The organism is Salinivibrio sp. MA427 (genome assembly GCF_001996115.1).
Classification (GTDB): domain Bacteria; phylum Pseudomonadota; class Gammaproteobacteria; order Enterobacterales; family Vibrionaceae; genus Salinivibrio; species Salinivibrio costicola.
The window spans coordinates 1-11,665 of record NZ_MUFH01000055.1 but is presented as its reverse complement, the minus strand read 5'-3'; the positions used below and the strand labels follow the sequence as shown (position 1 = coordinate 11,665).

Below are 11,665 nucleotides of genomic sequence, written 5' to 3'. Positions count from 1 at the left end.
CTTATTACCTCCCCGTTTGTGTTTTCTTTGTCTTATCTTTTCTTTTTGTTTGCGTCGACCTATTGCTACTTTCGTTACCGCGAATATTGGTTAACACGTTTTCGACATAAAGATTTACAATGATTGACTCTAGTGCCGCTATCAAGCAAATAAATCATAGAGTTGGGGGGATGTGTGGATAAACTGGCGGATGACCTTCATCAAAAGCTATTTAACGAGGAAGACGCGCGGGCGTGTAAAGACATTGATGGCAGTGCGTGTCGCGAAGTACCGGGGAATTTTTTTCGTATTATCCTCAGCCAAGGGCTAACTAAAATCGGTGACGCGGTATCTAACCCGAAAATCGTATTACCAGCGTTGTTAACCGCTGTGGGTGCCCCCTTGGCCTTGGTTGGGCTGCTGGTGCCGATTCGAGAGGCGGGGTCGTTAGTGCCTCAGTTAGGTATTGCCGGTTATGTCCGCCAATTTGCGGTACGTAAGTGGGCATGGGTGGCCGGCTCTGTTATTCAAGGGGCTTGTATCCTGGCAATGGCCATCGCAGCGTTGCTTTTAACCGGTCAAGTGGCTGGCTGGAGCATTGTTGGCTTGCTGGTGATCTTTAGTTTGGCGCGAGGCCTTTGCTCGGTGGCATCGAAAGATGTTTTGGGTAAAACCATTCCTAAACCCCAGCGGGGACGCTTGAATGGCTGGTCGTCAAGCTTGGCGGGTGCGGTGACGATTGCTGCCGGTGTGGGTCTGTTTAGTGTCTCTGATCAGCAACATGTCTGGGTGTACTGTGCGCTACTAGCATTCGGTGCTGCGCTCTGGTGGGTGGCAGCGGCGCTCTACAGCCAGGTGGATGAATACGAAGGAGCCACTGAAGGCGGTGCCAATGCGCTGACGCATGCGCTTTCTAAACTACGCTTACTAGTGGATGATAGACGGCTGCGCCATTTTGTGATCACGCGCTCCCTGTTACTGTGTTCGGCCTTATCCGCGCCCTATTATGTGTTGTTAGCCAGTCAGCATAGCCAAGCGTTGGCGATCACCACCGCAAGTTTTGTCGCAATTAGCGGCGTTGCGAGCCTCATTTCTGCACCTTTTTGGGGACTTTTTGCCGATCATTCTAGCCGCCAAGTGATGATGATCGCCGCCGTGGTCACGGCGGTACTGGGGCTGGTGGTGGTCAGTATTAGTCAGTGGTACCCCACGCTTTTCTCATTGGCGTGGGTGTTGCCTGGCGTCTATTTTGTCCTGACCATTGCTCACGAGGGCGTGCGTCTTGGGCGTAAAACCTACATTGTGAATATGGCCGAAGGTAATCGGCGCACTGATTATGTTTCAGTCAGCAATACACTCATTGGTCTCGTTTTGTTATTGATGGGCGCGGCTACTGCGTGGCTTAGTCAATGGGGGATCATGGTCGTCATTTCGGTATTGTCCGTTTTTGGTTTACTCGGCGCATTAATGGCGCGCGCGCTGCCTGAAGTAGAACGCTAAGCCGACGGCGGAACAGAAAAGGAACAGAAAAAAGGCGCTGAATCCGTCAGCGCCTTTTTTGATTGGCTCTAATCCTTAGACTTTAAATTGGCTAATTAGGCGTTTGAGCTCGTCACCGGAGTGGTTCAAGTCTGATGCTGTGTGCGCAGAGTCATTGCTGGCACTGAGTAATTGGCTCACAATATCTCGGATAGAAATCAAATTGCGGTGGATATCCTCGGTGACTGTGGTTTGCTCCGCAGCCGCAGACGCAATATGGGTGGTCATGTCATTGATTTGGGTGATCGCATTGCTCACCGAATCAATGCCGCTGCCAATTTCGTTGGATGCCTCTGAGGTTTGCTGGCAGGTGTCATTGCTTTGTTTCATGCCCTCGACGGCCTGATTCACATAAGACTGCAGCTCGTCTAACATCTCTCGAATTTCGTGAGTGCTCTTTTGCGTGCGACTCGCGAGGGTTCTCACCTCATCGGCTACCACTGCGAAGCCTCGTCCTTGTTCACCGGCCCGTGCCGCTTCAATCGCCGCATTCAAGGCCAATAGATTGGTTTGTTCGGCAATATCGCCAATCACAGACAGCACGCCGGTGATTTTATGCGACTGCTCGTTGAGCGAATCAACGTTGTTACTCGATGTATTCATTTGCTCCACAAGTGTTTTCATGGAGTTAATGGAAAACTCGACTTTGTCTTGTGCCTGACGTGCATCACCGGTGGCGGCACTGGTGGCATCTGCAACTTGTGTGGCACTTTGAGAGACTTCTTGTGCGGCAGAACTCATTTCGGTCACCGCAGTCACTACTTGCTCGGTTTCGTTATCATGCGTTTGTAATTGGCTAGCAAACTGTGCGGCTTGGCTATCTATATCATTGGCAGATTGGCTTACTTTTTCCGTGACTTCGACGACGCTGCGGATAGTGGTTTGTAGCTTGTCAATAAAGCGGTTAAATGCATTGCCCAGCAAAGCTATTTCGTCGTGCCCTTTAACCTTTAAACGTTGGGTCAGGTCGCCATCACCGTCGGCAATATCATTGAGGTTGTCCAGCATGTCTTTCACCGGCGTCGACATTCGTTGGGCAACAAAAGCGACGGCAACGAAGGTGATGACCAGAATAATGATACCGGCGATGATCATCCTCGCGGTTTGTGCTGCTAATGCTTCCTCTGCGTTTTCACGGAAATCGGCAACGCGTGCCTCAATGTCGTCAATATACGCCCCTGTGCCCAACATCCATTGGCCGTTATTGACCATATCGGCATAGCCAATCTTTTCAATCAGTTCATCGGTGCCCGGCTTTTGATAGAGGTAGGTGAAGGTGCCATCGCCACTTTGCGCTGCTTCGAGTAGGCCCACAATAATTTTGTTGCCTTTGGGTCAGTAAGATTGATCAAGGAGCGGCCTTCTAGCTCTGGCTTTAAGGCATGGAATACGTTATTGCCTTGTTTATCGTAAATGTAAAAGTAGCCTGCCTTACCAAAGGTCACTTCACGAAGTGCGTCTTTGACATTTTGTGTGGCATCGCCGCTCGCTTGCTGAGCGTTTTTTACCACTGTTGCGGCAATTTCTGTGGCTTCGCGAAGTTGCATTTTTCGCTCATCAATCAGCTTGGTTCGAAAAGTGATAATGTTCTCTTCGACCAGCTCGCGCTCGTAATAGGTGGTAATAAACAGCGTGATGAGAATGGATAATACCAAAGGTACAATGGCAAGCACTAAAAGCTTCCCGCGCAGCATTAACTTCAACATACCAGATACCTTGTGTTATTTGTGATTTCGAGTTTGCTAAAGTATGGAAGACATTTTGCCCGTTTGCCGCGCAAAAAGCCCCTTTATTTAATGTGGATTGGCAAATGTCTTGTAATGCTTAATGGCTGTCTAACTTATTGCTCAAGCTTATTTTCACTAACCATATGAATTGAAAAAAATTTATACTATAAAAACCGTAAGGTAGAGCAAAGTCAGTGAAATCGAGGGAATGATGAAACTAAACGCAGACATGGGTGAGAGCTTTGGTGCGTGGACGATGGGAATGGATAGCGCGCTGATGCCATGGATTGATATGGCCAATATCGCGTGTGGCTTTCATGCCTCTGATCCTGATGTAATGGCGGCCACGGTCGCACTTGCAGTAAAGCACAATGTGAGTATTGGTGCTCATCCCGGCTACGCCGATAAGCAGGGCTTTGGCCGTCGTCATATTGATCATAGCCCAGCACAAATTAGTCACCTCGTTCGCTATCAAATCGGCGCATTACAAGGGATCTGTGCACGCTTTAATGCGAGCCTTGATTATGTGAAGCCCCATGGTGCGCTGTATAACACCATGATGGTGGATAATGATTGCTTTGAGGGGGTGTTGGCTGCGGTGGCTGATACGCTGCCCAATACGCCATTAATGGTACTGGCACTGCCTGATAACCGTCCGCATCGCCAGCTTGCTCAAAAAGCCGGTGTACCGCTGATTTTTGAGGCCTTTGCCGATAGAGCCTATCTAGCGTCAGGGCAATTAGCGCCGCGCGATCAACCGGGCGCTGTGTTAGATGACGCCGACGCGATGATTGCGCAGGTGTTGCAGCTATCTCAACATGGCACGGTGACAACCCTTGAGGGACAAACGCTCTCTCTGTCGCCGGATACGGTGTGTGTGCATGGAGATAACCCACAATCGGTCGAGGCGATAAAACAACTCAGAAAGGCCTTAACACCATGACACTCAAGGTTGAGCAGGTCAGTGAAACCACGGTAATGATCCGGTTGGGCAATAAGATCGATCTTGCCTTAGTCCCACAGTTATCTGCGCTGTGTGAGCGAATCCGCCAACACTTTGGCCGTGGTGTGGTTGAGTTAATTCCCGCCTACACCAGCGTTCTGGTGGAAGTGAATATTCGCTTACTGTCGCCAGAGACATTGAAAACGTGGGCGATGAACCAAGTCGACTCACTACGAAACACCCGTGACGCTGGTGGTGGAAAACAGGTGACGTTGCCGGTGTATTATCATCCCTCGGTTGGGCCCGATCTGGCTGCGGTCGCCGAGTTTGCTGGCGTGAGTGAGCAAGAGGTGATTGCGCGACACAGCCAACAAACTTACACCGTCTGTGCGATTGGTTTCGCGCCCGGCTTTGCCTTTCTTGCGTCGGTGGATGAGACAATAGCCATGCCCCGTCATACCACGCCTCGTCATCAGATCCCCGCCGGCAGTGTGGGCATTGCACAACAGCAAACCGCGGTGTATCCGGCTGCGTCTCCTGCTGGTTGGCAAATTATTGGCAATTGTCCCAAGGTACTATTCAATCCCCGTCAATCGCCCATGATGCCGTTTGATGTAGGTGACACCGTCTGTTTTGAGCCAATGTCAGAGTCTGATTACCGCGCGGCAGGAGGTCAATGGTGGCAGGATTAACGGTGATCGACCCCGGGGTATTGAGCTTGGTGCAAGACACAGGGCGTTATGGGGTGGGCCAGCTTGGCTTAAGCCAAGGCGGGCCGGTCGATTGCCACGCATTTGCTTGGGCGAATTATTTACTCGATAACCCCGCGAATACACCGGTTGTCGAGATAACCATGGGTCAAGCACGTTTTCGTGCTGACCACGCGATGTCGATTGCCATCACCGGCGCAGACATGCAACCTTGTATCAATGGTCAGCGCATCGGAATGTGGCAGACGTTGACGCTAAATGCAGGTGATGAATTGCGTTTACGCTACGCGCGCCGTGGCTTGCGGGCCTATCTCGCGGTGCGTGGCGGGTGGACGGTCGATTGCGCATTTGGCAGTGCCGCGACGGTGATGCGCAATCAACTCGGCGGCCTGCATTCCGGATTAGGTGAACAGACGGGAGGCATGGCGCTCACCAAAGGAGATGTGTTGCCTTGTCGACCGCATGCGCTGTTGCCGAGGGTGCGCGGTGTACCAACACGTTTTATTCCTGACTACAATGCTCTGACTCCACTGGCGCTTGTGCCGGGGTATCAGTTTGATAGCTTCAGCGCCGAGGCGCTAAAGGCATTTTTTGATGGCGAATACACGGTCGATCAGCACAGTGATCGTATGGGTGTGCGGCTCAATGGACCGAGCGTCGTAAGCAAGCAACCGGGTATTGTCTCCGAAGGCATTGCGCTCGGCGCCGTGCAAGTGCCCCCTGACGGTCAGCCAATTGTACTACTTAACGACCGGCAAACACTCGGTGGTTATCCTAAGCTTGGCTGTTTAACCCGTGCCAGCTTAAGCATGTTGGCGCAAACGCGACCCGGCCAGACCGTGCGTTTTTATCCGGCGCGGCTGGCGGAGGCATCGGCGCAATGGCAGGCGTTTGTGCAGTTTTTTGACTGGATCTAACTTGCAGAAAAATGGATAGATGAGCCTCTGGAAGACAGAGGCTCGTGAAGGGGAGTTAAGCGCAAACAACGGACTAGCGGAAACGGCTAATTTGCTCGAGGGCTTTTTCCATTTGCGCAAAGTCAGGTGACGCGTTTTCTATCGGTCGGTTGGTGTTATCCATGTATTGATATTGCCCCCCCGCACCCACTTCTAAAATGGTGTCGTCGGTGACTAACGCATAGCCGCTGTAGTTTGACGATAACACCCAATCTTGCCCGGGGTTGGGTGCAAGTAAGTCATGACCAATCGCGTAGCTGGCCGGATCGGACGTTACGCCCAAATAATGCTTCATCAGGGTGGGCGCAACATCTTGGTGGCTGGTTAGCTGCTTGCCGGTATCGATCTGTTTTGCATCGATGCCGGGGCCGACCATCGCGAAAGGCACATGAATTTGTGGGTCAGTAAAGTTACTGTTATGTCCCCAAAAATTCAGTTGATTGTCATTCATTTCTTGGCCGTGATCGCCAGTGAGCACAATCAAGGTATTATCGAATTCTCCGCTTTGTTTTAGCTCCTCAATGACCTTGGCCACCAAGCTATCAACGTAGCGCACGCTGGTCTTGTAGCGATTGAAAAACGGTGTCGGATCGGTCTCGTTATTTAGTTTGAGATAGTTAATTTCGTCCAACATCGGTTGATACTTGGGGGTAAAGTCCGCAGGAAAATCATAGCCATGTGGCGCATCGTAAAACAAAAATGAGAAGGTAGGACGATTGGACTCACGCTGCTGATGCCAACGGATCCAATCTTGGGTCAGATCTGCGTCTAGCTCGGCGGGAGAATCGCCCTCAGAACCGTTACGTAAATCGGACACCTTGGCAAACACGGTTTGGTTAAATTCCGGCTTTTCCAATTGCGCGGCGGTAAAAATACCCAGTTGATAATCGAGTGCCTGCAGACGATCCATCAATACCGGTGACTGCTGATTGGCAAGAAAGCTGTGCCAATAGGTGCCGGGCATGCCATAAAACAGACCAAAAATGCCGGTACGGGTGGCGTTCCCCGTCGCAAGGTGATGTGAATAGGTACGGCCATTTTGTGCCAACGCCCAAAGGTTAGGGGTGTTGTCAGCATTGAAGGTATCCGCACGCCATGAGTCAACCACCAAAAACATGATATTCAGCGGCTGCGCAACCTCAGTCGTACTTAGCGGCGAAAGGGGATAGTTAAGGTCGGCTTCGCGATCCACATCCATCGCCTTTTGGCGCGCTAGAGCTTGTTCATCAATCCAGCCGTTTTTACGCATCATACTGTTAGCGGTGGCCGGATAAAAAAGCGGCAAATAACGTTTCACCGTTGTCACGGGCTGATACGCATAGGCTGCGGCCCAAATATGAATCCCGTGGGTGGCGAGCAAGGTAAGAAACGTGAGCAGCGCAAATTTTTTGCCGACCTTGTGCTGGAAGGAAAAGCGTGTCCGTGACAGCACAGTCAGTAGCGCCCATTGCGCGGCGACGCAGGCAAGCACGCCACCTACTACCATCAGCCAAGTAATCAAAGGGAAGCTGACAATCTGTCCGGCGAGGATCAGATCCAGCACCATGGCATTGATATGGAATCGGTATTGGGCAAAGACGATGGTATCAATGAAAAGGGTGATCACACCCACTGAGGCTATCAAGGCAAGTAACGGCTGACGCACCTTGGTTGGCAGCAGTAACAGCGGGAGTGTCACCAAGCCAACAATAGCGGCAAGTAAGGCCATCTGGCTAAAGGTACTGACCACGATAAAGGTGATACCTARTGGCTCAGTGGGAAAACTAGGCAGAAACGCAAAGTAGCGGCTGGCTATTGCCATCAATACAAGGGCGTTAATGGCAATAAACCAGCTATGGGTTTGAAGTCGCGATTTAAAAGACATGGTTTCTTATCACAGTTGAGTTAATCAATTGGCAACGTAACGGGCGCGTTGCCAGGTTGTATGACGACGTGTTTTATCGAATAAGTGGGATACCATAGTGATGCCATAAAGTGGTAAGCCAGACCACACCTGCTAAAAGCAAACTGACAAACACCGCCGCAGAGCCGATGTCCTTGGCTCTGCCACTGAGTTCATGGCGCTCTACCCCGACTCTGTCGACTACGGCTTCAATGGCGGAGTTAAGTAGTTCGACGATAATCACTAACACAATGACGCTGAACATCATCAAGGATTCCGTCAGCGGTAATTGTAGCCAGAGCAATACGACTAGCGCCGCAGCCAATAATACGACTTCTTGACGGATCGCGGCTTCATGGTGATATGCCGCTTTTAATCCAGCCCAAGAATAGCCAGTGGCTTTAATGATACGTATCAGTCCTCGCGGCTTTTCTGAGGGGGATGTATTAGCGCCCATAAATACATTCTCGTAACAATTTGATCGATAGGCTGGCATTTTACATTTAACCGAGCCAACTGCATAATCGGCGCGATAACTTAATTGGAATTTGTTATGTCTCTGTTTACTCACGCCCCACGCTCCCTGTGTTTTTTACGCCTGTCTGCGATTGGCGATGTTTGTCATGCGGTCGCGGTGATTCAAGCCGTGCAGCGCCATTGGCCGCAGACGCAGATCACTTGGGTGGTTGGTAAAGTCGAAGCACAGCTTTTAGCCGGGCTTGATGGGGTGGAGCTGGTGGTGTTTGATAAAAAAGCGGGATTGGCAGGCATGCGTCACGTCTGGCGGCAGCTGAAAGGACGCCGGTTTGATGCGTTAGTGCATATGCAGCTTGCTTTACGCGCGAGCTTATTGACTGTGGGGATCGGTGCGCGCCATCGTGTGGGATTTCACCGCCACCGAGCGAAAGAGGGACAGTGGCTGTTTACCAATAAACGGATACCCGACACCCAATCTTGCCATGTGTTAGATAGCTTTTTCGCCTTCACTCAATATTTGGGTGTGCCGGTTATGCCGCCGCAGTGGCAACTACCACTTTCTGAAGACGATCATGCCTTTGCCAACGCGCAACTGGGTGACAAGCCCACTGTCGTGATCAGTCCTGCCGCGAGTAAAGATGAGCGTAACTGGCTGCCAGAGCGCTACGCCCAATTTGCCGACTACGCGGTCGGTAAAGGGTATCAGGTGGTACTCTGTGGTTCACCGGCGGCGCGTGAAAAAACGCTGGCCGCCCGCATTATTGCCGCTGCTAACGCGCCACTGGTTAATTTAGTGGGACAAACAAGCCTTAAGCAATTAGCCGCGGTGCTCGCACGTGCCGATGCGGTGCTAGCCCCCGATTCCGGCCCCGCGCACATGGCAACCACGCAAGGCACGCCCGTCTTAGGTCTTTACGGCCATAGCAACCCGAAGCGGACCGGCCCTTATAACAATCTCGCGGATGTGGTCAGTGTTTATGAAACCTTTGCTGAACAGCAACATGGCAAGCCCGTTGAACAGCTAGCATGGAGCACGAGGGTGAAAGGCGATCACGTGATGGCTGCCATTGATGCACAGCAGGTGATCGACGCATTTGAAACCATGATGGCGAAGCAATAAAAAAAGGCCCCGTAGGGCCTTTTGTGTATCAATGCCAGTATTAGCTGGCGAGCTGGCGGAGCACGTAGTGAAGAATGCCGCCATGGCGGTAGTAATCCCACTCAACCGCGGTATCGATGCGGACATTGACGTTAAACTCAATGGTTTTATCATCCCGCACGGCACGCACTTTGAGGGTGGACGGTTCGCCGCTAACCTCGTCAAAGTCGAATGCTTCCGTACCATTTAAGCCAAGCGATTCGACGGAGTCACCGTCTTTAAACTGCAACGGAAGCACACCAAAGCCAACCAAGTTAGAACGGTGAATACGTTCAAAACTTTCAGCAATGACGGCTTTAATGCCTAATAGGTTAGTGCCTTTTGCAGCCCAGTCACGACTTGATCCCGTGCCGTACTCTTTACCCGCAAGCACCACAAGTGGTGTCCCCTCGGCTTGATAGCGCTGAGCCGCTTCATAGATACTCATTTGCTCATTGGTGGGCAAATAGGTAGTCATACCGCCTTCGGTGCCCGGCGCCATTTGGTTTTTTAAACGTACGTTGGCAAAGGTACCGCGCACCATGACTTCGTGGTTACCGCGGCGCGAGCCATAACTGTTGAAATCTTTCGGCTCTACACCTTTAGATTTCAAGTATTCGCCCGCGGGGCTATCTGGCTTAATTGCGCCGGCGGGTGAGATATGGTCAGTAGTAATAGAGTCACCTACTTTGACCACACAGCGCGCCCCCTTGATAGGTTTTATCTCAGGAAGTGCCATGGTCATGCCGTCAAAGTACGTTGGCTTTTTAACGTAGGTTGAATCGGGCCATGAATAGATCTCATCTTGTGGCACTGGTAATTGTTGCCATGCCTCGGTCCCTGCAAACACATCTGCGTATTTGTTTTTATAAAGCCCGTCGGTCATTGCTGCTTGAATGGTGTCTGCCACTTCTTTTGGCGTTGGCCATATATCATTAAGATAGACGGGCTTGCCTTGTTGATCGTTTCCTAGCGGCTCTTTGAGAACATCAATATTCATATTGCCCGCCAGTGCGTAGGCAACGACTAGTGGTGGTGAGGCTAGATAGTTAGCTTTCACATCTTGATGAATACGGCCTTCGAAATTCCGGTTGCCCGATAGCACGCTAGTGGCTAATAAATCCGCGGAACGAATGGCTTCTGCAATTGGCTCAGGCAATGGTCCTGAGTTACCAATACAGGTGGTACAGCCAAAGCCAACGATATTAAAGCCAAGCGCTGCAAGCGGCTCGAGCAGCCCGACGTTTTCTAAATAAGCCGGCACTACTTGTGAGCCCGGGGCGAATGATGTCTTAACCCAAGGCTTAGTATTTAAGCCTAAATCTCGCGCTTTTTGTGCCACTAATCCGGCTGCCACCAGTACGGCAGGATTCGAGGTATTGGTGCAAGAGGTGATCGCAGCAATCACAACCGCGCCGTGCTCAAGGTTGAATGTTTCTCCTTTGTATTCGACCGCCACTTTGCCCTGTTCGCGTAGGCTTGGGTTGTCCACGGCTGTTTGCCCGCCTTCGCTGGCAAAGCTTGCAATCACATTATTCGCCGCTGCTTGCTCTTTTTCTAACAGCTGATCAAACTGACTTTTTGCCTCAGTTAAGGCGATGCGATCTTGTGGCCGTTTCGGACCGGCAAGACTTGGCACCACATCGCCAAGGTCAAGTTGCAAGGTATCGCTGTAATCTGCCACCGGTGCATCATCATCGCGCCACAAGCCCTGTGCTTTGGCATAGGTTTCGACCAAGGTAATTTGATCCTCGGTACGGCCTGTCAGGCGCATATAACTGAGCGTTTCTTCATCAATCGGGAAAATGCCGCATGTTGCGCCATACTCTGGTGCCATATTGGCAATGGTCGCGCGATCAGCCAACGGCAGTTTCGCGAGGCCAGGACCGTAAAATTCAACAAACTTACCCACCACACCACGTTCACGCAGCATTTGGGTGACGGTGAGTACTAGGTCAGTGGCAGTAGCTGACGCGGGCAATTCGCCTTTTAGCTCAAAGCCGACCACTTCAGGGATCAACATAGTAATAGGCTGCCCAAGCATTGCGGCTTCGGCCTCAATACCGCCAACCCCCCAGCCAAGCACACCGAGCCCGTTAATCATGGTGGTGTGAATCTGTACCAACCAGTGTGTCTGGCATGGCTAACTTGTTGCCACCTTTTTCTTCGACGAGTACGCCGGGAGCGAGATATTCGAGATTGACTTGGTGCACGATTCCAGTACCTGGAGGCACGGCACGGAAGTTAGAGAATGCTTGTTGGCCCCAACGTAAAAATTGGTAACGCTCCCCGTTACGCTGGAACTCAATCTCGG

8 protein-coding genes and 3 pseudogenes are annotated in these 11,665 nt (G+C 51.4%); 6 read left to right on the top strand and 5 right to left on the bottom strand.

What is annotated here, in order from left to right:
• Positions 1–123, top strand: a pseudogene (locus BZG79_RS16050) (NADH:ubiquinone oxidoreductase); the annotation flags it as partial.
• 51 nt (positions 124–174) lie between these two features.
• Positions 175–1,479: an MFS transporter gene (locus tag BZG79_RS06090; protein WP_077679262.1), complete on the top strand. Its 1,305-nt coding sequence runs from the start codon at positions 175–177 to the stop codon at positions 1,477–1,479.
• 75 nt (positions 1,480–1,554) lie between these two features.
• Here the strand turns inward: BZG79_RS06090 and BZG79_RS16635 are convergent, their stop codons facing one another.
• Both BZG79_RS16635 and BZG79_RS16630 read right to left on the bottom strand, forming a co-directional pair.
• Positions 1,555–2,259, bottom strand: coding sequence for a methyl-accepting chemotaxis protein (locus tag BZG79_RS16635; protein WP_347336582.1), 705 nt, complete (start codon positions 2,257–2,259; stop codon positions 1,555–1,557).
• Between the two features lie 153 nt (positions 2,260–2,412).
• Positions 2,413–3,065 (bottom strand): annotated as a pseudogene (locus BZG79_RS16630) (cache domain-containing protein); the annotation flags it as partial.
• 379 nt (positions 3,066–3,444) lie between these two features.
• Here BZG79_RS16630 and BZG79_RS06080 point away from each other — a divergent pair.
• Genes BZG79_RS06080 through BZG79_RS06070 form a run of 3 tightly spaced genes read left to right on the top strand, consistent with a single transcriptional unit; the run spans position 3,445 to position 5,815 of the window.
• On the top strand, positions 3,445–4,188 hold the full coding sequence (locus tag BZG79_RS06080) for a 5-oxoprolinase subunit PxpA (protein ID WP_108743240.1): 744 nt from the start codon (positions 3,445–3,447) through the stop codon (positions 4,186–4,188).
• Positions 4,185–4,880: a 5-oxoprolinase subunit PxpB gene (pxpB, locus tag BZG79_RS06075; protein WP_077773968.1), complete on the top strand. Its 696-nt coding sequence runs from the start codon at positions 4,185–4,187 to the stop codon at positions 4,878–4,880. The genes BZG79_RS06080 and pxpB overlap by 4 nt, the downstream gene beginning before the upstream one ends.
• On the top strand, positions 4,865–5,815 hold the full coding sequence (locus BZG79_RS06070) for a biotin-dependent carboxyltransferase family protein (protein WP_077773967.1): 951 nt from the start codon (positions 4,865–4,867) through the stop codon (positions 5,813–5,815). Before pxpB ends, BZG79_RS06070 begins: the two co-directional genes overlap by 16 nt.
• A 73-nt stretch (positions 5,816–5,888) precedes the next feature.
• On the opposite strand, the gene BZG79_RS06065 is transcribed toward BZG79_RS06070, so the two are convergent.
• Together BZG79_RS06065 and BZG79_RS06060 are read right to left on the bottom strand one after the other, a co-directional pair.
• Positions 5,889–7,718, bottom strand: coding sequence for a DUF3413 domain-containing protein (locus tag BZG79_RS06065; RefSeq protein ID WP_077773966.1), 1,830 nt, complete (start codon positions 7,716–7,718; stop codon positions 5,889–5,891).
• Between the two features lie 73 nt (positions 7,719–7,791).
• Complete coding sequence (locus tag BZG79_RS06060) at positions 7,792–8,193, bottom strand: diacylglycerol kinase (RefSeq protein WP_077773970.1); 402 nt, start codon at positions 8,191–8,193, stop codon at positions 7,792–7,794.
• A 96-nt stretch (positions 8,194–8,289) separates the two neighbouring features.
• Here BZG79_RS06060 and BZG79_RS06055 point away from each other — a divergent pair, with 96 nt between their 5' ends.
• Positions 8,290–9,333 (top strand): glycosyltransferase family 9 protein, encoded by a 1,044-nt coding sequence (locus BZG79_RS06055; protein WP_077773965.1) that lies wholly within the window; start codon positions 8,290–8,292, stop codon positions 9,331–9,333.
• 40 nt (positions 9,334–9,373) lie between these two features.
• Here the strand turns inward: BZG79_RS06055 and acnA are convergent.
• Positions 9,374–11,660: pseudogene (gene acnA, locus BZG79_RS06050) on the bottom strand (aconitate hydratase AcnA).
• Positions 11,661–11,665: the final 5 nt, after the last annotated feature.

What these genes read in the sequence shown, in the direction of transcription:
- BZG79_RS06070 (WP_077773967.1), top strand. Translation starts at nt 4,865, where the DNA reads ATGGTGGCAGGATTAACGGTGATCGACCCCGGGGTATTGAGCTTGGTG.
- pxpB (WP_077773968.1), top strand. Translation starts at nt 4,185, where the DNA reads ATGACACTCAAGGTTGAGCAGGTCAGTGAAACCACGGTAATGATCCGG.
- BZG79_RS06055 (WP_077773965.1), top strand. Translation starts at nt 8,290, where the DNA reads ATGTCTCTGTTTACTCACGCCCCACGCTCCCTGTGTTTTTTACGCCTG.
- BZG79_RS06060 (WP_077773970.1), bottom strand. Translation starts at nt 8,193, where the DNA reads ATGGGCGCTAATACATCCCCCTCAGAAAAGCCGCGAGGACTGATACGT.
- BZG79_RS16635 (WP_347336582.1), bottom strand. Translation starts at nt 2,259, where the DNA reads ATGAGTTCTGCCGCACAAGAAGTCTCTCAAAGTGCCACACAAGTTGCA.